The following is a 21943-nucleotide window of genomic DNA, read 5'->3' as shown; positions in this document are numbered from 1 at the left end:
CATGAACGACCGCTCCAAATCCCGCTCCGCCGCGCGCCTTGCCGCGGTCCAGGCGCTCTACCAGCTCGAAATGGAGGGCACGCCCGTCCATGTGCTGCTGCATGAATTCCACCAGCATCGGCTGGGCGCGACGATCGAGGACGTCACCTACGCCCCGGCGGAGGAGCCGTTCTTCGACGATGTCGTGACCGGCGTGGACAAGCGCCGCGATGAGATCGACGCGCTGATCGCCGCCCGCCTGTCGAGCGGCTGGAGCCTTGACCGGCTCGACAAGCCGATGCGCCAGATCTTGCGCGCGGGCACCTATGAGCTGCTCGCGCGGCAGGATGTCGGCACCGGCACCGTCATCAGCGAATATGTCGACGTCGCCCACGCCTTTTACGACAAGCGCGAATCCGGCTTCGTCAACGGCCTGCTCGACGGCGTGTCGAAGGACGTGCGGAAATAAGCGTGGCAGGCTCCTGCGTAGGCAGGAGCAGGCTGATCGGCTAGGCATCGGCCATGTCCGGCGAATCCCGCTTCCTCACCCTGTTGCGCCTGCTGGCGAACGACCCCGCGGCGCAGGGGCTGGCCGACGATGTCGCCATCCTGCCGGTCGGCGACGCCCGCCTGATCCTGACCAGCGACACGATGGTCGAGGGCGTCCACTATCTTCCCGCCGATCCGCCCGCCGACATCGGCTGGAAACTCGCCGCGGTGAATCTGTCCGATCTCGCCGCCAAGGGCGCGAAGCCGGTCGGTTGCCTGCTGAACTACGCCTTGTCCGGCAACGATGCGTGGGATGAGGCCTTCGTCGCGGGGCTGGGCGAGGCGCTCGACCGCCACGCCATGCCGCTGCTGGGCGGGGACACGGTCAAGATGCCCGCCGGATCGGCCCGCAGCTACAGCCTGACCGCGATCGGCGAGGCGACTGGTGCCGTCCCCACCCGCAACGGGGCGCAGCCGGGCGACCGGCTCTATCTCACCGGCCCGGTCGGCGACGCTGGCATTGGCCTCGCCCTCGCCAGCGCCGATCCGGCAGCGACCGGGCCGTTGGTGGAGGCCTATCGCCGCCCGCGCCCGCGCTTGGCCGAAGGCGCGCTGCTCGCGCCCCATGCGACCGCGATGATGGATGTGTCGGACGGCCTGCTGATCGACGCATCGCGCATGGGCCAAGCGAGCGGCGTCGCGATCACCATCGACCACATTCCGCTGTCCCCTGCGCTGGAGCGGGTGCGCGGCGCCAGCACCGCGGTCCAGATCGCCGCGGCGCGCGCGGGCGACGATTATGAACTGCTCTTCACCCTGCCGCCGGGGCTGGCGCCGCCGGTGCGCGCCATCCCGGTCGGCCATGTCGCGACGGGTTCAGGCCTGACCCTCAAGATCGACGGCGCAGTCATCCCGCTGCCCGACAGTCTGGGTTGGGAACATGATTGAGTCTCAGCCGCCGCCCAGCACATTGATGGTGAAAGCCAATATGCCGAGGTTGAACAGGAAGGCCGCCAGGCACTGGAACAACACCGTCCGGCGCATCGCGGTCGCCGTGATCGACACGTCGGACGTCTGGAATGTCATGCCCAGCGTGAAGGCGAAATAGAGGAAATCCCAATAGCCCGGCTCGTCCTCGTCCGGGAAATCCAGCCCGCCCCGGTCCTTCCCCACCTTGTCGGGCAGATAGAAGATATGCGCATAATGCATCGCATAGACGAGGTTCGAAAACAGCCAGGCGATCAGCAAAGTCGCCAGCAGCAGCGCGATCATCGCCCCGTTCGGCCCGCCATGCTGGCTGATCGCCACTCCCACCGCGACCAGGATCACCAGGCTGACGATCCCGGTCAGCAACAGCATCAGTTCCCGGTTGGCGTCGTTCGCCGCGGCCTTGCGCCGCATCGACGCGGCATCGGCATCGATCAGCGGCACGACCGAGATCATGAAGGCAAGGGCGGCGAGGTCGAACCCCGCCATCACCGCTTCATGCCAGGGCATCCACAAGGCCAGTGGCGCGGCCGGCGCCAGCAGCACCAGGAACATGCCATAGCGCCAGGGGAAGAGGGACGAGGACCGCATGGCCCGCATCAAAGGCGCAGCCGCGCCATCTGGCAAGCGCTTATAGCACCGCCGCGATCAGCCCCAGCGCCTGCGCCTCGTTCGCCTCCATATACCAGTTTTCCGGCGCCCGCTGGAGCAGTTGCTCCATCGTCACCTGCGACCCCAGGATCAGGTTCGCAAACCCCTCATTCTGGATCGCGATCGACGATTCGATCTCGTTCAGCGTCGCCTTCAGGGTCGCGATGCAGGTGGAGAGCGGCCCGGCGAGCTGGATATTCTTGGTGATGACGCGTTCGTGGATCATCAGCCGCGTGCCGCGCGTCAGATAGCGGTTCTCGGTCGCGAAGAAGCTCATGAAGGTCGCGCCCGCCGAATAGACCGCGGTCCGGCCCAGAAACACCAGCCGCCGGTCGGGATAGAGTTCGGAATGGAAGCGAATATCCTCGCCCATCAGCCGGGCGATCTCCGGATCGCCGCCCAGCGTGGCCAGTTCCACCACCACCAGCCCCTGTTGCGGCGCGGTGGACAGGCAGTTCTTGAAATGCAGATACATGCCATGGTCGACCACGCCCGACAGCATGATCGCAGGAAATTCGAAATCCTTCGGCGAAAGCATCGGGGCCGTCATCAGCATCCATAGGTCCTTAAGTGGGTGAGGTTGCGCTGCTCTACGCACGGGACAGCAAAAGGTGCCGCGCTTTTGACTGGCGCGGGGCGCGACAGGCTGTAAAGAACAGATCATGACCATAGGGCGGGACGCCGAAGGGCAGGGCAGATGATCGCGAAACTCAAGGGCTTGCTGGACAGCACGGGCATCGACCACGCCGTCATCGACGTGGGCGGGGTCGGCTATCTGGTCGGCGCGTCGTCGCGCACGCTGGCGGCCCTGGGGCCGGTCGGCGAGGCGGTGACGATCCACACCGAAATGCTGGTCGCGGCGGATTCGATCCGGCTGGTCGGCTTCGCCCGCGCCGAGGAACGCGACTGGTATCGGCTGCTCACCCATGTGCAAGGCGTGGGATCGCGCGTCGCGCTGGCGATCCTCTCCGCGCTCGAACCGCTGGAGCTGCACCGCGCCGTGGCGATGGGGGACAAGGCGATGATCGCGCGTGCCAACGGCGTCGGCCCGAAACTCGCCCAGCGCATCGTCAATGAATTGAAGGACAAGATCGGCACGGCCCCGGCCGGCAGTCCGATCGGCATCGGCGGCGTAGTGGCGCTCCCGAGCGGCAGCTTCGCCGCCGACGCTTTGTCCGCGCTCCAGAATCTGGGCTTCAAGCCGCATGAGGCCAGCACCGCCGTCGCCGCCGCCGAAGAGGAACTGGATGACAATGCCAGCCTCGACGCGCTGGTCAGATTGGCGTTGCGGAAGGCGGCGAAGTGACGGACGACGACCGCCTCATCACCCCCGCGCGTCGTCCCGAGGATGTCGATGCCGCGCTGCGCCCGAAATCGCTCGACGAATTTATCGGCCAGCAGGCCGCGCGCGAAAATCTGCGTATCTTCATCCAGGCGGCCCGATCGCGTGGCGATGCGCTCGACCATGTGCTGTTCTTCGGGCCGCCGGGCCTGGGCAAGACCACTTTGGCGCAGATCGTCGCCAAGGAAATGGGCGTCGGTTTCCGCGCCACCTCCGGCCCGGTGATCGCCAAGTCGGGCGATCTGGCTGCCTTGCTCACAAATCTGGACGAGGGCGACGTGCTGTTCGTGGACGAAATCCATCGGCTCAATCCCGCGGTCGAGGAAGTTCTCTATCCCGCGATGGAGGATCGCGCGCTCGACCTGATGATCGGGGAGGGGCCGTCCGCCCGCTCGGTCCGCATCGATCTGCCGCCCTTCACCCTGGTCGGGGCGACGACGCGGCAGGGGCTGCTCACCACGCCGCTGCGCGACCGATTCGGCATCCCGGTGCGATTGCAATTCTACACGGTGGACGAACTGGAACTGGTCGTGCGCCGCGCCGCGCGGCTGCTCGACCTTGCCATCACATCCGACGGCGCGGTCGAGATCGCCCGCCGATCGCGCGGCACCCCGCGCATCGCCGGTCGCCTGCTGCGCCGGGTGCGTGATTTCGCCAATGTCGCGGGCGTGGCCGCGGTCGACGCGAAGGTTGCCGACGCCTCGCTGATGCGGCTGGAGGTCGATCATCTCGGCCTCGACCTGATGGACCGCCGTTACCTGATGATGATCGCCGATATCTATCGCGGCGGGCCGGTCGGCGTCGAAACGCTCGCCGCGGGTCTTTCCGAAGCGCGCGACACGATCGAGGAAGTGGTCGAGCCCTATCTGATCCAGCTCGGCCTCATCGCCCGCACGGCGCGCGGCCGCTGTCTCAATGGTCCCGGCTGGAAGCATCTGGGCCTCAATCCGCCGCAGGATGTCCAGAACGGGCTTTTCGACTAGGAAACCCTTCAAACCTCTTGGCCGTTACGGCAAGGCACCGTTATAGCCTTGCCAGGAGCATTTCCGAGCCGGGGCTTCGTCCGGCGACTTTGGAAATGCGGCAAACAATGGACATTCAGGCGCGCATCAGATGCGCCGGAAACCGCAGGAGTCGAGCCTTGAGGGCCATCGAGAAATTTCCCAACCTCGTCACCATGTTCTTCGCCCGCGCCCAGGAAAAGGGCGACGCGCCCTTTCTCTGGCGCAAGAGCGGCGGCACCTGGCACAGCCAGAGCTGGGCAGAGATCGCGCGCCAGGTCGCGTCGCTCGCCGCCGCCTTGAAGGCGCAGGGTCTGAAGCCCGGCGATCCGGTGATGCTGGTCAGCGAAAACCGGCCCGAATTCTGCGTCGCCGACCTGGCGATCATGGCGGCGGGGTGCATCACCGTGCCGACCTACACCACCAACACGACGCGCGATCACCAGCATATATTGACAGACAGCGGCGCCCGCGCGGTGATCGTGTCGACCGCCAAGCTGGCGCAGGCGCTGATGCCCGCGGTCGTCCGGTCGCAGGCCAGCTTCATCATCGGCATGGAGCCGCTCCGCGGCGCGCAGGGGACATGCGCCTGCCATTTGTGGAGCGACTTGCTCGCCGCGCATCCCGCCGACGTGGGCGCGATCGCGGCCGCCCAGAGCGCAACGCGCAACGATCAGGCCTGCATCATCTACACCAGCGGCACCGGCGGCGCCCCGCGCGGCGTGATGCAACATCATGGCGCGATCCTCGCCAATGTGGAGGGCGCAGGCAAGGTCGTGGCGGAGGATTTCGGCTGGGATGACGAGGTGTTCCTGTCCTTCCTGCCGCTGTCCCACGCCTATGAACATAGCGGCGGTCAGTTCCTGCCTATGCTGCTGGGCGGGCAGATCTATTATGCGGAAGGGCTGGAAAAGCTCGCCTCCAATATCGAGGAAGCTCGCCCGACCATCATGGTCGTCGTCCCGCGCCTGTTCGAAGTGCTGCGCACCCGCATCATCAAGTCGATCGAGAAACAGGGCAAATTCCCGACCTATCTGCTCGGCCAGGCGCTGCGCATCGCGGCAAAGGAGCAGGCGGGCAGGGGATCGATCCTCGATCTGCCGATGAAGGCGCTGCTGTCGCGCACGTTGATCCCCAAAATCCGGGCGCGTTTCGGCGGGCGGATGAAGGCTTTGGTGTCGGGCGGAGCTCCGCTCAATCCAGACGTCGGCCTCTTCTTCCACGCCATGGGGCTGACGCTGTTGCAGGGCTACGGCCAGACCGAGGCCGGCCCGGTGGTCAGTTGCAACCGCCCCGCAGCCGGCATCGCGATGGACACGGTCGGCCCGCCGCTCGACGGGGTGGAGGTAAAGATCGCCGATGACGGCGAAATATTGGTGCGTGGTGAACTGGTCATGCACGGCTATTGGCGCAACCCGGCGGAAACGGAAAAGGCGTTGAAGGACGGCTGGCTCCACACCGGAGACATTGGCGAGTTCGACGCCAAGGGCCGCATCCGCATCACCGACCGCAAGAAGGATCTGATCGTCAACGACAAGGGCGACAATGTCTCGCCGCAGAAGGTCGAGGGGATGCTGACGCTGCAAAGCGAGATCGGCCAGGCGATGGTCCATGGCGACCGCCGCCCCCATCTGGTCGGCTTGGTCGTACCCGACGCCGAATGGACCCGCGAATGGGCCGCGGCGCAGGGCGTGGCGGTCGAGGACGTAGAGAAGAACCCAGCCTATATGGCGGCGCTTCGCGCGGCGGTTGACCGGGTGAATGACGACCTGTCGGTGCTGGAACGCGTCCGCCGCTTCATCCTGGCCGACGAACCCTTCACGATCGAAAATGAGGAAATGACGCCGTCGATGAAGATCCGCCGCCATGTGATCCGCAAACGCTATGCGGATAGGCTGGACGCGCTGTATAAGGGGTGAGGGATCAGGCGGCGCAGGATTTTGGCGTGCCGTGTTCCTGCGAAGGCAGAAACCCAGTCCCGCCGCTCCAGCTAGGCTCCTGCCTTCGCGGGAAAACGCTGCGTTTGCTATTCAGCTAAGCATCAAGCGGCGTAGATCGCCGGGCGATAGCGCGCTTCGGGAATCGGAAAACCGCGGTCATGTGCCACGGCAAGCCAGCCTTCGATCGCATCATTGATATTGGCGATGGCTTGGGCGCGCGTATCGCCATGGGCTGAACAAGGCTTGAGATCGGGCACGTCCGCGATCCAACATGCATCTTCTGCGGACCAGAAGAGGTTGATATGATAATGCGGCTCGTTCATTCCTTTATATATAGGCCGTAGGCTTCTACCAGTTCAAGCAATTCCCGGATTTGATAGCGCTTTGCGTCCTTGCCATCAGGCTGGACCGGGAGTGAGCGCGGCACTTTTGGATGCACATATTGGCGATGGCTGCCGGTTGTGCGATCCAGTTCAAAGCCAAGCGCACGCAACAGCTTTTCCAGATCGCGAAAAGAGAGCGACCGCTGTCCTTGGAGAAGGCGCTCAAGGATTTTGGCAGGTTTGACCACGATAGCATCCCCAACTTAGACACCAATTAGGAGTCCTTGGGAGTCCGCTGTCCAGCGTTATCTAAGCAATCATTCGAGTCAGAGTTAGCCAAAGCTTCTCATTCGCCAAATCATCGCCCGAACTTCTTCTGCACCTTCCCGTACCGCAATTTCCGCGTCCCTGGCTTGCCCTCGGTCGCGCGTCCGCGCGGCGCGGCAACCTGCTCATGTGCCGGCAGCCCAAGCTCCTCCGCTTCCAGCTTCCTGATCTCGTCGCGAATCCGCCCGGCTTCCTCGAACTCCAGGTCCGCCGCTGCCGCGCGCATCTTCTTTTCCAGATCCTCGATATAGGCGCGCAGATTATGGCCCACCAGATGCGGCCGATCGTCCAGCCCGGTATCGACCGTCACCTGATCGCGGCTCGACACATGGGCGATGATGTCGCCGATATTGCGCTTGATCGTGGTCGGCGTGATGCCGTGCTCCAGATTATAGGCTTCCTGCTTCTCGCGCCGCCGCCCGGTTTCGTTGAGCGCGCGCTCCATGCTGCCGGTGATGCGATCGGCATAGAGGATCACCCGCCCCTCGACATTACGCGCCGCGCGGCCGATCGTCTGGATCAGTGAGGTTTCGGAGCGCAGGAATCCTTCCTTGTCCGCGTCCAGAATCGCGACCAGCCCGCATTCGGGAATGTCCAGCCCTTCGCGCAGCAGGTTGATGCCGATCAGCACGTCATAGACGCCCAGCCGCAAATCGCGGATCAGTTCGATACGCTCCAGCGTCTCGACGTCGCTATGCATGTAGCGGACCTTGATCCCCGCCTCGTGCATGAACTCGGTCAAATCCTCGGCCATCCGCTTGGTCAGGGTGGTGACGAGCGTGCGATACCCCTGCGCCGTCACCTTGCGGCATTCGTTGATCAGGTCGTCGACCTGGTCCTCGACCGGCTTGATCTCGACCGGCGGGTCGATCAGGCCGGTGGGGCGGATCACCTGTTCGCTGAACACGCCGCCGGTCTGGTTCATCTCCCACGGGCCGGGGGTAGCCGATACGCTGACCGTCTGCGGCCGCATCGCGTCCCATTCGTTGAAGCGCAGCGGCCGGTTGTCGATGCAACTGGGCAAGCGAAACCCATATTCGGCCAACGTGATCTTGCGCCGATGGTCGCCGCGCGCCATCGCGCCGATCTGCGGCACGGTCTGGTGGCTTTCGTCTACGAACAGCAGCGCATTTTCGGGCAGATATTCGAACAGGGTCGGCGGCGGCTCGCCCGGCAGGCGACCGGTCAGGAAGCGACTGTAATTCTCGATCCCCGCGCAACTGCCGGTGGCCGCGATCATCTCCAGGTCGAAATTGGTGCGCTGCTCCAGCCTCTGCGCCTCCAGCAACTTGCCCTCCGCCTCCAGTTCCTTCAGTCGCTCGGTCAGTTCGAAGCGGATCGCCTCCATCGCCTGCTTCAGCGTCGGGCCGGGCGTCACATGGTGGCTGTTGGGAAAGACCTTCACATAGTCGAGGCTCGCCACCTTCTTGCCGCTCAAGGGATCGAACTCGACAATCTCCTCAATCTCGTTGCCAAAGAAGCTGATGCGCCAGGCGGTATCCTCATAATGGGATGGGAAAATCTCCAGATTGTCGCCCTTCACGCGGAAATTGCCGCGCGCGAAGCCCGCATCGTTGCGCTTATACTGGAGCGCGACCAGCTTGCGGATGATCTCGCGCTGGTCCTCGATCCCGCCCTTCTTCATCGAAAAGGTCATGGCCGAATAGGTTTCGACCGATCCGATGCCATAGAGGCAGGAAACGGACGCGACGATGATGACATCGTCCCGCTCAAGCAGCGCGCGGGTCGCCGAATGGCGCATCCGGTCGATGCTCTCGTTTACGCTGGATTCCTTCTCGATATAGGTGTCCGACCGCGCGACATAGGCTTCGGGCTGGTAATAGTCGTAATAGCTGACGAAATATTCGACCGCATTGTCTGGGAAGAAGCTCTTGAACTCGCCATAGAGCTGCGCCGCGAGAATCTTGTTCGGCGCCAATATAAGCGCAGGCCGCTGCAACGCCTCGATCACCTTGGCCATGGTGAAGGTCTTGCCGGAGCCGGTGACGCCCAGCAGCACCTGGTCCTTCTCACCGGCCAGCGCCTGCTCCACCAGTTCGGGGATCGCCGTGCGCTGGTCGCCCGAGGGCTCGTAATCGCTCACCAGGGTGAATGGCCGGCCGCCCTCGCTCTTTTCGGGGCGGGCCGGGCGATGGGGCACGAATCCTTCCCCGGTTTCCGGTTCATCGAGCGTGGTGCGGATCTGAATGGCCATGGGACGAATATGGTGCCTTTGCGCGCAGGCGCAATCGGGATCAGGGCTTCAGTTCAAACGCGGTCTTGGGCATCGGCGGATAGACCACCGGCTTGTCGCCGAAACGGGCGCGTAGGGCGGTCTGGCGGCGTTCGTCATCGATCACTTCGACATCCACCTCGTCGGGATAGCGGTAGTTGATCTCGAACTTTCCATCTTTGATCTCATATTCCAGGATCGACCAGCGCTTGATCCCGCCTTCCTCCGACTCAGCGGACAAGGCTTCCCAAAGAAGATCGGAAAGAAGCCTGCTACCGTCGATATTCCGGATCTGATGTCCTTCATCCTTGAAGACATTGGGGCTGATCCATCGGTCACCGACTTCCACGTAGAGGAAAATGCCATCGGGATCGCCGCCGACGAGGTGAACAGCTCCACGCCGATTTCGTTGTAAAGCGGTCCCAGAATGTCGAACTTATCTTTTGGCATCTTCGGCGCCTTTCGCTTCGTTCGGGAATTCTTTGAAGGACTTTCTACCATCGACGTACCATGCGACGATAAGGTGATAGGGCCGTTGCGAAGTTCCTTCATAAAGCGGTTCGATATCCACGAACACCTTATGCCCGGCGTGCAATTCCTTGGCCCATGAATCTTCCATGACGCGATAGCTGCCGCGATTGAAGTTCGCATTCTGGGCGACATGGTTGAAGCGGTCGCTGGGGCCATTGAAGCGGGCAGCGATGAAATGACCCCCATCATCGTTGCCACGCCGGTCGGGCTTGCCAGCCTGTGCCTGAAAGACGCCAGTTCGCCCGGCGAAGTCCGCCGCATCAAAACTCTCCCTAAAGCTCGACGCCGTTGCTATAGCAGGCTAATAGGAACAAATAAAGAACAAACAACCCTTGCGTCCCGTCATTGAACCTGCGCGTGGCGCTGTTATGATCGGCGTAAGAACACGGAAACAGGGAGGAATGATGATGCGCCGGACATTTTTGACACTCCTGCTGGTGACCGCCAGCGTCGCCGCCTGTAGCGACAAGCCCGGCGACAAGACGGGCGAGATCGCAGCCACCGACGCCATGAGCAAGCAGCAGGTGAAGGCGCAGGTCGATAAGGTGCAACTCAGGCCCGGCCAGTGGGAGGGCCGCTTCACTGTCAAGGATCTGGACCTTGGCAACATGCCCGGCGCCCCGGCGAACATGAAGGATCAGATGAAGAGCGCGATGAACCAGACATCGCTCAAATATTGCGTCACGCCTGAGCAGGCCGCCAATCCGAGCGGGGAAATGTTCGCCGGACAGGAGAATAAGAACTGCACCTATGGCGGCTTCGAGGCGAAGGGCGGCACGGTGAAGGGGCAGGTATCGTGCAAGTCGCAGGGCGGCACGATGAACGCGACCATGTCCGGCACCTATGCGCCTGAAACCTATGCGATGGACATGGATATGAAGATGGTGGGCGGCCCGCAGGGCATGACCATGGCGATGACCGCCCGGTCGGAGGGCAAATGGATCGCGGACCGTTGCACGCAGGGCGAATGAGACGGCGATTGGCGGCTTGCGCGTCCGCCACCTTGTGGCTCGCCGGGCTGCCGCCTGCCGCCGCTTCGGCCCAGCCGGCCCAGGATGGCGACATGATCGTGGTCGAGGGCCAGCGCCTGACCCGCGAGCAAGTCCGCGCCAAGGCTAATGATTTCGTGCGCAAGCTGGGCGTTGTGCAGGGCGACCGCAGCGTCGCCCGCTGGGTGGAAGGCATCTGCCCCAAGGTGATGGGCCTGTCGCCGGATCATGGCCGGATCGTGACCGACCGGCTGCGCGCGACCATCAGGACGATCGGCGCGCCGCTGGCGAAGACGGATTGCGACACCAATTTGCTGGTCGCCTTCGTCAGCGATGGCAAGGATATGGTCGCCATCATCAACGACAGGCGTCCCAGCCGCATGGCGCAGGTGGAGGGGCCGGAACGCCGCGCGCTGCTGGAAAGCGATGCGCCGATCCGCTGGTGGTATACGATCGGTATCGGGTCGGGCGACGGCGCAATGACCGGGGCGACCCCGTCTCCGGTCACGGGCGGCAATAGCGAATCGGGGTCTTCCATGCTGCCCGACGGCGTGCCGATGGGCGGCTCCTTCGCCTCCAGCCTGATCCGTACCCAGGCGGTCCGCATCCTGTCAGCCGCGACCGTCGTCATCGATGTCCATCGCGCGGAGGGCGTGTCGCTCAATGCCGCCGCCGACTATGCCGCCTTCGTCGGATTGGCCGAAGTGCGGGGCAAGGCGCAGCCGCCGGTGCCGTCCGTCCTCAACCTGTTCGCGCTACAGGACCGGGCGCGCAATCTTACCGATTGGGACCGGCGCTTTCTGATCGAACTGTACGACCTGCCGCTCAACCGGTTCGGCCGCAGCCAGCGCGGCCATCTGGTGAAGGCGCTGGTGGACGAGGATGGGACCGGCCCTGCCGACTGAGGCGCCGGCCGCCTGCTGGCTCTGCGCCCGTCCGCTGGGCCGCCGGGTAGAGTGGCACCATCCGCTGCCCAAAAGCCGGGGCGGGCGCGACACGGTGCCGCTCCATCCGATCTGTCATCGCGTCATTCACGCGACCCTGCCCAACGCCGATCTGGCACGCGCCTATGGCGATGCCGCCGCCCTGCGCACGCATCCCGCCATCGCCCGCTTCCTGGCCTGGGTCGCCGACAAGCCAGCCGATTTCCACGCCCCCACCCACCGCCGCCGATAATCGCGCGCAGGCGTCATTTCCGCTTGCGCTTTGGCGTCGGCGGGTAGAGCCTCCTGCCGTTCCGATCAGAGAACGGCGTCAAAAACAGGGGACGAGGATATGCGCATGAAACTGCTGGCGGCGGTGCCGCTCGGATTGACCCTCGGCCTTGGCGCCTGTGGCGGCGATCCGGTCCCCGCGCCCCAGGCGGAGGAAGCGCCGGTGCTGATGCAGGCGGGCGAATGGACGATCACCCGCAAGACCACCGGCTACAACACCCCCACCGTCACGCCCGCCGAATATCAGGCGGCGCTCAAGCAGATCGGCGAGGAGAAATTGTGCATCGCCGTGGACGCAAAGGGCTTGCCCGACGCGAACGCGCTGGCGGGCAAGGAAGGCACGGCCTGCAGCTACAAGGACCAGATGGTGCGCAAGGGGCGGTTGATCGCCACCCTGTCCTGCACCGCCGGGACCGGCACCTCGGAAATCGTGGTGGAGGGCAATTATACCGCCGACACGCTGACCCTGGGCACCACGATGACCAAGATGCAGGGTGGCAGCGCGGTGTTGCGCACGACGCATGACGTCACCGGCAAGCGGGTGGGGGATTGTCCCAAGGCCGGCTGACGGCCCGTTAGGCTTTCGGTAATCGCCCGCCCCCACTGTGCATCGGCCAGATGAGGGGAAGGGCGATGCGGCGGGTCGGATGGACGTTGATGGCAGGGCTGCTGGCGACCGGCGCCCTGACGGACTGCGCGCGCCAGGTGGACGATCCCGACAATCCGCCGCGCCTGGGCCATTGGCGCGACGAGACGCGGGCGATCGGGGTGACGCTGGACGATCGTTCGGTGCCGCTGGAGGATGTGCCGCCAGGCCTGCACGCGCAACTGGCGCAGGCGACCTGGACGGAGGAGCTGTGCGGCGAACCGCGGCTGCGCAATCGGGACGAGGCGACCCGGCTGATCGCGGCGCGCCTGCCCGATTGCAGCGTGGAGGAATGGACCCTGGAAGGGCATAGCGTATCCGGCCTTGCCCGCTGCGCGCCGCGCACTTGGGGCGCGACCGCGGTGACCCCGACCGTCCGGGTCGAAGACGCGATGGGCGCGACCTATATCCGCCTCGACATCCAGAGCATCGCGCGCATCCCCGAACCGTCGGGCAACACCCATAGCGCCGTCATCCGCCTGCGCCGCACGATCGAACGCACCGGGAACTGCTGATCCTCATTCCAGCGCCCGGATCGCCCGTTCGTCGCATCGCTTCGGCCCGATCGGCACCGGGCTGACGGTCGGCACCGGCAGCGACTGGCCGATGCGCAGCGGGGCGAAGCGCTTGCGCGCGATCCCCGCGCAGCGCAGCGCCAGTTCCAGCATCCGGGGCGGCGTGTCCCATTGTTCGTAGGACAGGCGGAACGTGCCCCAGTGGATCGGGATCGCGGTCGACGCGCCCAGTCGCCGGAATACGTCCACCGCCTGCAATGGGCCGATATGCGCGTCCGACTGCATCTGCCCCTTCCAGAACCGGAATGCGCCGATCGGGATCAATGCCAGCCGGATCGGGCCATAGCGCCGCGCTTGCATGGGCCAGCCCATGTCGCCCGCGCCGGTGTCGCCGGCGAAGAAGATATTGCCCGCCCGCGTTTCGATCACGAAGCTCGACCAGAGCGCCCGGTTGCGGTCCGTGCCCCAGCGGCTGCCCCAATGATGGTTGCGGGTCACATGCACCTGATAGTCGGGACAATGTTCGTAACTGCCGCACTGGATCACCGCTTGCGGCGCCAGTCCGTTCAAGGCCGCGCCGCTGACCGACTGGCCCCAGTCCAGCGCCGTCGCCGGAATGCCGTGCGCCTTCAGGATCGTGTCATTGCCCAGGCTGGTGACGATCTTGGGCCGGTCCCGCTCCCACAGCCGCTTGAGCGTGGGCAGGTCCATATGGTCGTAATGATTGTGGCTGAGCAGGATCAGGTCGATTTTCGGCAGGTCGTCGAACTTTATGCCCGGCCGCGCAATCCGCTTCGGGCCGAGCGGGGGGAGGGGGCTGGCATAGTCGGACCAGATCGGATCGGTCAGGATGTTGAGCCCCGCCGCCTGCACCAGCACGGTCGCATGGCCGACCCAGGTCGCCACCATGCCCCGCGGCGCGGCGAAGGGGGCGGGACGCGCGGGCTTGACCGCGATCCCCAGCGGCCATTCCGGCCGGTCGTCATGGCCGATCAGCCAGCGCGCGATGAATCCCTGCCGACTGATGCCGGGCGGGGCGGGGCTTTCGATCGCGCCATCGGGATTGAAGAAATGCGCGCCGTCATAATGGCGGCTCACCGGTCCCTGATAATAGATGCGGTCCAGGAAGGGCGGCAGACATGTGATCGCCAGGCACAGGCCGATGACGGCGAACAGCAGCGCGATCCCTACCCCCTGGACGATGCTGACAAGGCGACCCATGGCTGCTCCCGCGTTGATGATTTCCAGCGACATAGCGCAAGGCGAGGATGGGGCAAGGGCGGAAGGTCGCCTATGGGTGGGAAGGGGACGCCCCATCCCTATACCGTCATCCCGCGCAGGCGGGGATCAATCTCCAGCCTTCGGGCCGTGTCGAGAGGTTGGGAGATGGGTTCCCGCCTGCGCGGGAATGACGAAAAGGGGGTGGGTAGGGGATGGTCTGGATTGAGGTTGCGCCAGAGGAATTCGATAGTAGAGGCGGTGATGACGAAGTAGAGTTCTCTCATGATACTGCTAGCTCTCAGCCTGCTCGGTCAAACCTCGTCAGGGGTGCCGATTTATCATGTTGATCCCCCCATTACAGTGATCACATTTAACGCCAATTCCACTGAGCCGGATGGAAAATCCGCGAGCCAGTTCGAGCTATTTGTCAAAGAATCGCATAACTTCATCGAATACGCCAGTGAACCAAACTGGCGCTATCGCGGTCGAATATTGATTTGTTCCCAGATCGAGAGCGGGGCGTCTGATCCAAAAAAATTGGCACGCTTAAGAGCCAGCCTTGTTGCGAAGGAGCTTAGGCGACAAGGCCTACACCGGATCAGAATTGTAGCTCCCGAAGTCTGTGGTAGCGGTTGGGTAGGCCTTCCTGCTGTGCAAGTTTTCACTGACCCTACTTGATGTCCGTTGTCAGGAGAACCGATCGACTTCTGCAACGGCTGCTTTTGGTCGTGCGCTGACGCCCCCAATACGCTGCAACGCGTGCAACCCTTGGCCCGCTGCCTCAGCTCTGGTCCTGATAGGCCATCTGCAATATGCCCCAATGGCGGCCCTTCACATGGATGGACGCGATCACCTGTTTCAACAGGATGACGTCGCCCTGCGCGGTCAGGCGGCGATAGGCCTTGATGCAGAAGGGTTTTGTGATCTTCGCCTGTTCGCGCGTATCGGGGAAATCGAAGATTACGCCCTGGCGCGCATATTCCAGGTTCCAGGTTTCGTCACCGGGGCGCTGCTGCTGCGCGCGTTCGGGCATGGCGACCGCGCCATAGGCGTTGCGATCGGTGAAGGTCATGCCGAACAGGCCGGGAAAGCCGCGCGCCTTTTCCTGCGCGGCGCGGGCGGCGGGCAGCATCGCATCCTGCACCGGATGGGTGAAGAGTGGCGGGTTGGTGCCGGTGATCGGCGCATAATAGTCGCTGAAGATCGCCGCTTCGCTGATCCTGCCTTCGTCGATCGCGCGTTCGATCGCGTCGCTGACCTGCTGCGCGCTCTCCAGGCTGAAGCGGATATAGGGCGAATCGGGAATATCGACACCACTTTCGGCGAGATATTGCAGCAGTTCGTTGGTGTCGTCGCTGGCGGTGGAAACGCGGCCCGACAGGCGCTGCAGCCCGTCGGCATTGTCGGTGGACGTGCTGGCGAGCGCCGCCAGCCCGCCGCGAATCTCGCCCGCGGAACCCACCATCGAGGCGATGCGCTCGGCCACCGCCTCGCTATTGTGCGACAGGCCCTGCATCAGCGTGCCCAGCCGATCGACCAGCGTCTCGATATTCTTGGTGTCGTTGAGCGCGGTGCGGGCGGTCTGCGCGCCATGGGTGATGCTGGCCAGCATCCCGCCCGCCTCGCCGGTCAGCGCCGCGATCGACTGTTCGATCGTGTGGGTCGCCGTGGCCGTCTCCTGCGCCAGCTTCTTGACCTCGGACGCGACCACGGCAAAGCCGCGCCCCGCATCGCCGGCGCGCGCGGCCTCGATCGTGGCGTTGAGCGCGAGCAGATTGGTCTGGCTGGCGATGCCGCTGATGACGCTGGTGACATGGGCCACGGTCTTGAGCGCCTCGCCGAAACCGTCCAGCCGGCTGTGGACCTGCTTCACCTGTTCGATCAGATCGACGAAATTATGGTTGGCCGCGGACAGTTGCCGCCCCGAATCGTCGATGATGCCACGGGCGGCCACCGCCTGCGCGCGCGCTTCCTGGCCTGCCATCGCCACGCTGTCGCCGTCGCGCGACAATTGCGCCGCCGCGCCGCTGATCGCCTCGATCGTGCGGGCCTGGTGCGTCACCCGGTCGGCCAGTTCGCTGATGTCCGCTTGCAGATCGAGCGTGCGGATGCCCAGGTCGCCAGACAATTTGGCGACCTTCATCACCGCTCGGGCGACGTTCTCGGAGTGCGCTTCTTTTCCCACATGGGAAGGGCTAGCAGGCCATGGTAAAGGAAAGCTTAGCGCTGGGGCGCGCGGCTCACAGCGCGCCCGCCAGCGCCAGCGCCACGCCGCTCACCACCAGCAGCAGGCCCGCCGCCTCGCTCCGCCGCATCCGCTCCTTCAGGTAGAAATGGCCGAACGCCATGGTGAAGACGACTTCGACCTGGCCCACGATCCGCACCAGCGCCACCGGTGCGGTGGCGAAGCCGGTGAACCAGCAGGCGCTGCCCAGCGCGGACAGCAGGCCAACCTGACCCGATACCCGCCAGCTTGCAAGCACCCGCCGCATCTCGCCCGGCTCGCGCGCCATCAGCCAGGCGCCCTGCATCAGCGTCTGGACCAGCACCGTAGCGACCAGCACCAGCAGCGCGGCGAGAATGCGGTCGTCCCCGCCCACCGCCTGCGTCGCCCGGCGGATGCCGATCGCGGTCAGCGCGAAGAAGAAGCCCGACGCGATGCCGGCCTTGGCCGCCGGTTGCCCCAGCGCGCGCAGAAAATCCCCCGGCCCCATCCGCCTGCCCCCGGTGGACAGCAGCATCACCCCGATCACGCCGCAGCCGATCCCGGCCCAGGCCAGCGGGTGCAGCCGTTCCCCCAGCAAAAGGAAGGAGAGGACGGCGCCCTGCACCGCCTCGGTCTTGGAATAGGCAGTGCCGACGACGAAATTGCGATGGTGGAACGCGACGATCAGCAAGTTCGTGGCGACGATCTGCGCCAGCCCGCCGCCGACGCAGAAGAGCAGGAAATCGGCCTCGATCGCCGGCGGTTGCGCAGCGAAGAGCAGGGCATAGCCGCCCAGCAGCAGCAGGGTGAAGGGGATGCCGTACAGATAGCGCACCAGCCCTGCGGCATTGATCGACAGGCTGTGGCTGACGCGCCGCTGGATCGCGGTGCGCCACGCCTGCACGGCCCCGGCGACCAGCGTCGCGGGCAACCAGATCGGGGATGTGATCATCGCGGGCGCTATAGCGCGTCCCGCCCCCACGTCACCCCATCATCACCAGGAAGGTGAAGAACAGCGACAGCGACACGCAGGCGAAGCCGTAGAGCAGGGGCAGTCGCCACAATGCGCCCATGCGCGACAGGGCATAGGCGTCCTTGAACTGGCGATACATGTGCCAGGTGGCGAAGAGCAGCAGCGCCAGCGTCACCAGCCCGCTGGTCGCATGGACGGTCGTGAGGATCATCGACAGCGAAAAGAGCAGCGACATGAAGGCGATCGAATAGGTGATGTAGATCGCATGGTCGTACATCTTGTAGCGGCGGCTGAACGGGAAGAGCAGCCAGATGAAGGGCAGCGAAATCAGGATCAGCGCCCAGGAGAATTTATAGGCATTGGCCTTGAGCTTGTAATAAGCGAATTCAGGATTCTTGGCCGCGGCGCTGATGGTCTTGCCCACGGTCTGCGCCACCCCGCCGCTCATGCCTTCGCCCCGCAGCGAATTGGTGATGCCGCTCGCCAGCGTCAGCCCGTCGCGCTCCTCCCGCGCCTCCGCCAGATTTTCGGTCAAGGCCTCCTTGCGGCTGGCCGAAATCCCCGGCTGCGCCAGCTTCGCCTCGATCTTGCGGATGTCGGCGTCGGCTTTGTCCTGTTCCTTGCGCAGCTCGGCCTGCGCTTCCTTGTTCATCCTGACGCCCTGCGCCTTGTCCTCCGGGCCGTGGCTGGTGAAGGAGAAGATCGCGTACATCAGGAAGGCGCTGAACAGGAACAGGGCGAAGGGCGACACGAATTTCGCCCGCTCGCCATGGATATAGCGCCGCGTCAGATGGCCCGGCCGCAGCGCCAGTTCGGGCAGCGTGGTCCAGATCTTGCCCTCGAAATGCAGCACGCCATGGGCCAGGTCATGGCCGATCGCGGCGAAGCTGCGATGCAGATGTGCCGCCTGCCCGCATTGTGCGCAATAATTGCCGTGAATGGTCGCGCCGCAATTGCGGCAGGCGCCATGGCCGGCCGCATGGGCCTCCCCATGGCCCGGCTCCACCGCGCGCGCCAGCATCCCCCCGGTGATCGCATCACCCGCCGCTTCGATTTCCCCCGTCATGGGACCGGAGGATATCAGGGCTATGGGGCGGACACCAGACGGCTTGCGTCGATATCAACTCGGCTTGGTGCCCGGCGGCAGGCCATGCGGCAGGCCCTGCCGTCCCATCGTCCAGTTCGCCTCCAGCCGTACCAGCGGATTGGGCGCGCACCAGATTTCGCCGGTATCGCTCAGGCCCGTCACCCAGATCAGATTATGTTCCTGCCCATAATCGATGACGGCCAGGGCATAGCCCTTCCCCTTGCCTTCTACATGGACGGGTAGGGGCGGGTCGAGCTGGGTGAAGGACATGGGACATGCTCCGGCATGAGGGGTGCCGAAAAGAATGCGGCGCACGAACCGGAGTTCCCGGGTCGCGCGCCGTCTTGATCCGCATCAATCAGATAGTTGGACGGTCTGGCCTTGCGCAGCAGCGGGTTCCGATATCCTGTCAGGCGATCGGCCGCGCCATGGTAAAGCCCGGCGGCGCACTGTCTTCCCTATGACGATGATACATGTCAATATAGACTTGCTCGGCCTGGCTGCCGGGGCAGGTCACGCCATAGACATCAACGATATAGCCGAATACGCCCATCCCCACTGATCCGCCGCGCGCGAAAGCAGGGGCCTTGCCATCGGCGCATCGTAGCCGGGACAGATAGGCCCTCTGGCCTTCCGGGCCGTTGGCGCGAACCGGATTGTCCTGGCTGCCCAGCGGAAAAGTGGCCGCCTTGTCGATGGCGGTGCGCAATGCCTTGCCTGACAGGCCCCCACCCAGCGCCTTCATCATGGCGGCCATGTCGTTGGTGTCCTGCGCCATCGCCCCGCCGCTCAGGCAAAGGCCCATGATGGCCAGCGTCAGCCGAAATCCGTTCATCCGCGACATGCGTGTCCCCTTCATAACCCTCCCCATAATGCAATGGGGAGGGTGGGAAAGTCACGCGCCTTCGAGCAGTTTCTCGCGCTTGATCTTTTCCTGCCACACCAGCGGGGCGAGGCGGTGGACATTCTGCCCTTCGCTGTCGACCGCCACGGTCACCGGCATGTCCTGGACATCGAACTCGTAGATCGCCTCCATGCCCAGATCTTCGAAGCCGACGACCTTGGCGCCCTTGATCGCGCGCGCGACCAGATAGGCCGCGCCGCCGACCGCCATCAGATAGGCGCTCTTATGCTTGGCGATGCTTTCCGTCGCCGCCACGCCGCGCTCGGCCTTGCCGACGCAGCCCAGCAGCCCCTGTTCCAGCATCATGTCCATGAAGCTGTCCATGCGGGTCGCGGTGGTCGGGCCGGCCGGGCCGACCACTTCGTCGCGCACCGGATCGACCGGGCCGACATAATAAATGACGCGGCCCTTGAAATCGACCGGCAGGCTCTCGCCCTTAGCCAGCATGTCCTTGATCCGCTTGTGCGCGGCGTCACGCCCGGTCAGCATCTTACCGTTCAGCAGCAGCCGGTCGCCATGTTTCCAGCTCTGCACGATTTCGGGCGTCAGCGTGTTGAGGTCGACGCTGATCGCTTCCTTGCTCGGCTTCCAGTCGACCTGCGGCCATTCCGAAATCTTGGGAGCTTCCAGATAGGCCGGGCCGGAGCCGTCCAGCGTGAAATGGGCGTGGCGGGTGGCGGCGCAATTGGGGATCATCGCCACCGGCTTGCCCGCCGCATGGCAGGGATAGTCGTAAATCTTGACGTCCAGGATGGTGGACAGGCCGCCCAGGCCCTGCGCGCCGATGCCCAGCGCATTGACCTTGTCGAAAATCTCGATCCGCATCTCCTCGATCTTGTTCTGCGGCCCGCGGAGCTTGAGTTCGCCCATGTCGATGGGCTCCATCAGGCTTTCCTTGGCCAGCGCCACCGCCTTTTCCGCGGTGCCGCCGATGCCGATGCCCAGCATGCCGGGCGGGCACCAGCCCGCGCCCATCTGCGGGATCATCTCCAGCACCCAGTCGACGATCGAATCGCTGGGGTTCATCATCTTGAACTTGGTCTTGTTCTCCGAGCCGCCGCCCTTGGCCGCCACGTCTACCGTCACTGTGTTCCCCGGCACCATTTCCACGTTCAGCACGCAGGGCGTATTGTCCTTGGTATTCTGGCGGGCGAAGGCCGGGTCGCGCAGGATCGAGGCGCGCAGGCGGTTTTCGGGGTTCAGATAGGCCTTGCGCACGCCATCATCGACGACCTCCTGCATGGAACGGCTATTATCGTCCAGGCGGCAGTCCATGCCCCATTTGATGAAGATGTTGACGATGCCGGTGTCCTGGCAGATCGGGCGATGCCCCTCCGCGCACATGCGGCTGTTGGTCAGGATCTGCGCGATGGCGTCCTTGGCCGCCGGATTGGCTTCGGCGTCATAGGCTTTGCCCAGCGCGCGGATATAATCCATCGGATGATAATAGCTGATGAACTGGAGCGCGTCGGCGACGCTCTCGATCAGGTCGGCGGTTTTGATGAGCGTCATCTACCCTGGTCCTTATGTGCGGCCAGCCTCTGCACGGCCGGTCCCTGCAAGGGGCAGCGGCTAGTGCGTAATCGGCCCCAAGTCCAGCATCAGCCGTCCGCAAAGGGGAAGAGGTGCCACCAGGGCTGCTTCTCCTCCAGCACGCGGGCGACGCTCGGTCGCGCCTCCAGCCGCGCCAGATAGGCCGCCAGCCCCGGAAAGTCCGGCGTTAGCGGCACGATCCTGTCGGCGTAGAACAGCGCCGGGGCGGCGGCGCAGTCGGCCAGGGTGAAGGCTTCGCCCACCGCCCAGCGCCGCCCGGCCATTCGCGCCTCGATCAGCGCATAGGCCTTGGCCAGCAAATCGCGTGCCTGCGTCACGCCCAACGAGTCGCGCTGTTCTTCGGGCCGTAGCCGGTCGGCCACGATCGCCTGCATCGGCGCCATCACATAATTGTCGAACAATCGATCCATCAGCCGCACCTCCAGCGCCGCGTCGGGATCGGCGGGGATGGGGCGAAAGGTGCCGGCTTCATGCTGGGCGAGATATTCGATGATGACGCTCGCCTCGCCGATCGTGGCGTTCCTGGCCGGATCGTGCAGCAGCGGGAATTTGCCGATCGGCCACAGCGCCATCCACTCCTGCGCGACCTCTCCATCCTCCAGCATCCGGCCCGCAAAGGGCGCGCCATTTTCGTAGAAGGCGATCAGCACCTTCCAGCAATAGGAGGAGAGGGGGTGGTAATAGAGAATCATCGAACATCCTCCGCACATCCGCAGCATCCTGCGCATCTGGCCATATCCGGCATAGCGCGCCCCGGCCATGACGGGCGGCATTGGCGATCGAGGGTCGCAAGCCTTTAGACCTTCGTCTGAATTTGGCTGACAAGCGAAA

The 21943-nt window shown here is 64.6% G+C and carries 26 protein-coding genes; 11 read left to right on the top strand and 15 right to left on the bottom strand.

Features of this window, described 5'->3' with window-relative positions; translation table 11 throughout:
* The first annotated feature begins 1 nt into the window (after position 1).
* Positions 2 to 448, top strand: a complete 447-nt coding sequence (gene nusB / locus ABT375_RS11895) for a transcription antitermination factor NusB (RefSeq protein ID WP_224546407.1) — start codon at positions 2 to 4, stop codon at positions 446 to 448.
* Positions 449 to 501: 53 nt separating this feature from the next.
* Positions 502 to 1416, top strand: a complete 915-nt coding sequence (gene thiL / locus ABT375_RS11890; RefSeq protein WP_224546405.1) for a thiamine-phosphate kinase — start codon at positions 502 to 504, stop codon at positions 1414 to 1416.
* A gap of 3 nt (positions 1417 to 1419) precedes the next feature.
* Here the strand turns inward: thiL and ABT375_RS11885 are convergent, their stop codons facing one another.
* Entirely contained in the window at positions 1420 to 2046 is a 627-nt protein-coding gene (locus tag ABT375_RS11885; protein WP_224546404.1) for a DUF1345 domain-containing protein, read from the bottom strand.
* Positions 2047 to 2086: 40 nt separating this feature from the next.
* On the bottom strand, positions 2087 to 2662 hold the full coding sequence (locus ABT375_RS11880; RefSeq protein ID WP_224546403.1) for a peptidase S14: 576 nt from the start codon (positions 2660 to 2662) through the stop codon (positions 2087 to 2089).
* Positions 2663 to 2803: 141 nt separating this feature from the next.
* Between ABT375_RS11880 and ruvA the strand changes: the two genes are divergently transcribed.
* The 3 genes from ruvA (at position 2804) to ABT375_RS11865 (ending at position 6368) form a co-directional block, all read left to right on the top strand.
* Entirely contained in the window at positions 2804 to 3412 is a 609-nt protein-coding gene (ruvA, locus tag ABT375_RS11875; RefSeq protein ID WP_224546402.1) for a Holliday junction branch migration protein RuvA, read from the top strand.
* Positions 3409 to 4431, top strand: a complete 1023-nt coding sequence (gene ruvB, locus ABT375_RS11870) for a Holliday junction branch migration DNA helicase RuvB (RefSeq protein WP_224546401.1) — start codon at positions 3409 to 3411, stop codon at positions 4429 to 4431. The genes ruvA and ruvB overlap by 4 nt, the downstream gene beginning before the upstream one ends.
* A gap of 194 nt (positions 4432 to 4625) precedes the next feature.
* Positions 4626 to 6368 carry an AMP-dependent synthetase/ligase gene (locus ABT375_RS11865; protein WP_416464894.1) on the top strand — a complete coding sequence of 581 codons (1743 nt, stop codon included), beginning with the start codon at positions 4626 to 4628 and terminating at the stop codon, positions 6366 to 6368.
* Positions 6369 to 6490: 122 nt separating this feature from the next.
* Here the strand turns inward: ABT375_RS11865 and ABT375_RS11860 are convergent, their stop codons facing one another.
* The 5 genes from ABT375_RS11860 to ABT375_RS11840 all read right to left on the bottom strand — a co-directional run bounded on the left by ABT375_RS11860 (position 6491) and on the right by ABT375_RS11840 (position 9975).
* A complete protein-coding gene (locus tag ABT375_RS11860; protein ID WP_416462568.1) occupies positions 6491 to 6712 on the bottom strand; it encodes a type II toxin-antitoxin system HicB family antitoxin in 222 nt (73 codons plus the stop codon).
* A complete protein-coding gene (locus ABT375_RS11855) occupies positions 6709 to 6960 on the bottom strand; it encodes a type II toxin-antitoxin system HicA family toxin (protein ID WP_416462566.1) in 252 nt (83 codons plus the stop codon). Before ABT375_RS11855 ends, ABT375_RS11860 begins: the two co-directional genes overlap by 4 nt.
* Before the next feature lie 110 nt (positions 6961 to 7070).
* Positions 7071 to 9254: an excinuclease ABC subunit UvrB gene (uvrB, locus tag ABT375_RS11850; protein WP_416462564.1), complete on the bottom strand. Its 2184-nt coding sequence runs from the start codon at positions 9252 to 9254 to the stop codon at positions 7071 to 7073.
* A gap of 40 nt (positions 9255 to 9294) precedes the next feature.
* Positions 9295 to 9513, bottom strand: a complete 219-nt coding sequence (locus ABT375_RS11845; RefSeq protein ID WP_315975795.1) for a hypothetical protein — start codon at positions 9511 to 9513, stop codon at positions 9295 to 9297.
* A 195-nt stretch (positions 9514 to 9708) separates the two neighbouring features.
* Complete coding sequence (locus ABT375_RS11840; RefSeq protein WP_416464893.1) at positions 9709 to 9975, bottom strand: DNA/RNA non-specific endonuclease; 267 nt, start codon at positions 9973 to 9975, stop codon at positions 9709 to 9711.
* Here ABT375_RS11840 and ABT375_RS11835 point away from each other — a divergent pair.
* The 6 genes from ABT375_RS11835 to ABT375_RS11810 all read left to right on the top strand — a co-directional run bounded on the left by ABT375_RS11835 (position 9934) and on the right by ABT375_RS11810 (position 13167).
* Positions 9934 to 10152, top strand: a complete 219-nt coding sequence (locus ABT375_RS11835) for a hypothetical protein (RefSeq protein ID WP_416462562.1) — start codon at positions 9934 to 9936, stop codon at positions 10150 to 10152. The genes ABT375_RS11840 and ABT375_RS11835 overlap by 42 nt on opposite strands.
* A 73-nt stretch (positions 10153 to 10225) precedes the next feature.
* A complete protein-coding gene (locus ABT375_RS11830; RefSeq protein ID WP_416462560.1) occupies positions 10226 to 10774 on the top strand; it encodes a DUF3617 domain-containing protein in 549 nt (182 codons plus the stop codon).
* A gap of 8 nt (positions 10775 to 10782) precedes the next feature.
* Positions 10783 to 11697, top strand: coding sequence for a hypothetical protein (locus ABT375_RS11825; protein ID WP_416462558.1), 915 nt, complete (start codon positions 10783 to 10785; stop codon positions 11695 to 11697).
* Positions 11675 to 11968 (top strand): HNH endonuclease, encoded by a 294-nt coding sequence (locus ABT375_RS11820; protein ID WP_224546395.1) that lies wholly within the window; start codon positions 11675 to 11677, stop codon positions 11966 to 11968. The genes ABT375_RS11825 and ABT375_RS11820 overlap by 23 nt, the downstream gene beginning before the upstream one ends.
* Before the next feature lie 99 nt (positions 11969 to 12067).
* Complete coding sequence (locus ABT375_RS11815) at positions 12068 to 12574, top strand: DUF3617 domain-containing protein (protein WP_224546394.1); 507 nt, start codon at positions 12068 to 12070, stop codon at positions 12572 to 12574.
* A 65-nt stretch (positions 12575 to 12639) separates the two neighbouring features.
* Positions 12640 to 13167: a hypothetical protein gene (locus tag ABT375_RS11810; protein WP_416462556.1), complete on the top strand. Its 528-nt coding sequence runs from the start codon at positions 12640 to 12642 to the stop codon at positions 13165 to 13167.
* A 3-nt stretch (positions 13168 to 13170) separates the two neighbouring features.
* Here ABT375_RS11810 and ABT375_RS11805 read toward each other — a convergent pair whose 3' ends face one another.
* The 8 genes from ABT375_RS11805 to ABT375_RS11770 form a co-directional block, all read right to left on the bottom strand.
* On the bottom strand, positions 13171 to 14388 hold the full coding sequence (locus ABT375_RS11805) for an MBL fold metallo-hydrolase (protein WP_416462554.1): 1218 nt from the start codon (positions 14386 to 14388) through the stop codon (positions 13171 to 13173).
* A 781-nt stretch (positions 14389 to 15169) separates the two neighbouring features.
* A complete protein-coding gene (locus ABT375_RS11800; RefSeq protein ID WP_416462552.1) occupies positions 15170 to 16531 on the bottom strand; it encodes a methyl-accepting chemotaxis protein in 1362 nt (453 codons plus the stop codon).
* Positions 16532 to 16628: 97 nt separating this feature from the next.
* Complete coding sequence (locus tag ABT375_RS11795) at positions 16629 to 17546, bottom strand: DMT family transporter (protein WP_416462550.1); 918 nt, start codon at positions 17544 to 17546, stop codon at positions 16629 to 16631.
* Between the two features lie 31 nt (positions 17547 to 17577).
* On the bottom strand, positions 17578 to 18633 hold the full coding sequence (locus ABT375_RS11790) for a DUF3667 domain-containing protein (protein WP_416462548.1): 1056 nt from the start codon (positions 18631 to 18633) through the stop codon (positions 17578 to 17580).
* Positions 18634 to 18687: 54 nt separating this feature from the next.
* Positions 18688 to 18924: a hypothetical protein gene (locus ABT375_RS11785; protein ID WP_261935962.1), complete on the bottom strand. Its 237-nt coding sequence runs from the start codon at positions 18922 to 18924 to the stop codon at positions 18688 to 18690.
* Between the two features lie 139 nt (positions 18925 to 19063).
* Positions 19064 to 19498 (bottom strand): hypothetical protein, encoded by a 435-nt coding sequence (locus ABT375_RS11780; protein WP_416462546.1) that lies wholly within the window; start codon positions 19496 to 19498, stop codon positions 19064 to 19066.
* A gap of 51 nt (positions 19499 to 19549) precedes the next feature.
* Entirely contained in the window at positions 19550 to 21070 is a 1521-nt protein-coding gene (locus ABT375_RS11775; RefSeq protein WP_416462544.1) for a fumarate hydratase, read from the bottom strand.
* Positions 21071 to 21159: 89 nt separating this feature from the next.
* On the bottom strand, positions 21160 to 21804 hold the full coding sequence (locus tag ABT375_RS11770; RefSeq protein ID WP_416462542.1) for a glutathione S-transferase family protein: 645 nt from the start codon (positions 21802 to 21804) through the stop codon (positions 21160 to 21162).
* Between the last annotated feature and the right edge of the window lie 139 nt (positions 21805 to 21943).

Source organism: Sphingomonas sp. VDB2 (assembly GCF_047946695.1).
GTDB lineage: Bacteria > Pseudomonadota > Alphaproteobacteria > Sphingomonadales > Sphingomonadaceae > Sphingobium > Sphingobium bisphenolicum.
This window is presented reverse-complemented; position numbering and strand designations above follow the sequence as displayed.

Bases quoted from the DNA above. Each gene is read 5' to 3' on its own strand.
- ABT375_RS11810 (WP_416462556.1), top strand. From the start codon at position 12,640: ATGCGGCGGGTCGGATGGACGTTGATGGCAGGGCTGCTGGCGACCGGC.
- ABT375_RS11805 (WP_416462554.1), bottom strand. From the start codon at position 14,388: ATGGGTCGCCTTGTCAGCATCGTCCAGGGGGTAGGGATCGCGCTGCTG.
- ruvA (WP_224546402.1), top strand. From the start codon at position 2,804: ATGATCGCGAAACTCAAGGGCTTGCTGGACAGCACGGGCATCGACCAC.
- ABT375_RS11880 (WP_224546403.1), bottom strand. From the start codon at position 2,662: ATGCTGATGACGGCCCCGATGCTTTCGCCGAAGGATTTCGAATTTCCT.
- ABT375_RS11865 (WP_416464894.1), top strand. From the start codon at position 4,626: ATGTTCTTCGCCCGCGCCCAGGAAAAGGGCGACGCGCCCTTTCTCTGG.
- ABT375_RS11820 (WP_224546395.1), top strand. From the start codon at position 11,675: ATGGGACCGGCCCTGCCGACTGAGGCGCCGGCCGCCTGCTGGCTCTGC.
- ABT375_RS11775 (WP_416462544.1), bottom strand. From the start codon at position 21,070: ATGACGCTCATCAAAACCGCCGACCTGATCGAGAGCGTCGCCGACGCG.
- ABT375_RS11785 (WP_261935962.1), bottom strand. From the start codon at position 18,924: ATGTCCTTCACCCAGCTCGACCCGCCCCTACCCGTCCATGTAGAAGGC.
- thiL (WP_224546405.1), top strand. From the start codon at position 502: ATGTCCGGCGAATCCCGCTTCCTCACCCTGTTGCGCCTGCTGGCGAAC.
- uvrB (WP_416462564.1), bottom strand. From the start codon at position 9,254: ATGGCCATTCAGATCCGCACCACGCTCGATGAACCGGAAACCGGGGAA.
- ABT375_RS11780 (WP_416462546.1), bottom strand. From the start codon at position 19,498: ATGTCGCGGATGAACGGATTTCGGCTGACGCTGGCCATCATGGGCCTT.
- ABT375_RS11860 (WP_416462568.1), bottom strand. From the start codon at position 6,712: ATGAACGAGCCGCATTATCATATCAACCTCTTCTGGTCCGCAGAAGAT.
- ABT375_RS11885 (WP_224546404.1), bottom strand. From the start codon at position 2,046: ATGCGGTCCTCGTCCCTCTTCCCCTGGCGCTATGGCATGTTCCTGGTG.
- ABT375_RS11770 (WP_416462542.1), bottom strand. From the start codon at position 21,804: ATGATTCTCTATTACCACCCCCTCTCCTCCTATTGCTGGAAGGTGCTG.
- ABT375_RS11800 (WP_416462552.1), bottom strand. From the start codon at position 16,531: ATGAAGGTCGCCAAATTGTCTGGCGACCTGGGCATCCGCACGCTCGAT.
- ABT375_RS11835 (WP_416462562.1), top strand. From the start codon at position 9,934: ATGGTTGAAGCGGTCGCTGGGGCCATTGAAGCGGGCAGCGATGAAATG.
- ABT375_RS11795 (WP_416462550.1), bottom strand. From the start codon at position 17,546: ATGATCACATCCCCGATCTGGTTGCCCGCGACGCTGGTCGCCGGGGCC.
- ABT375_RS11790 (WP_416462548.1), bottom strand. From the start codon at position 18,633: ATGACGGGGGAAATCGAAGCGGCGGGTGATGCGATCACCGGGGGGATG.
- ABT375_RS11815 (WP_224546394.1), top strand. From the start codon at position 12,068: ATGCGCATGAAACTGCTGGCGGCGGTGCCGCTCGGATTGACCCTCGGC.
- nusB (WP_224546407.1), top strand. From the start codon at position 2: ATGAACGACCGCTCCAAATCCCGCTCCGCCGCGCGCCTTGCCGCGGTC.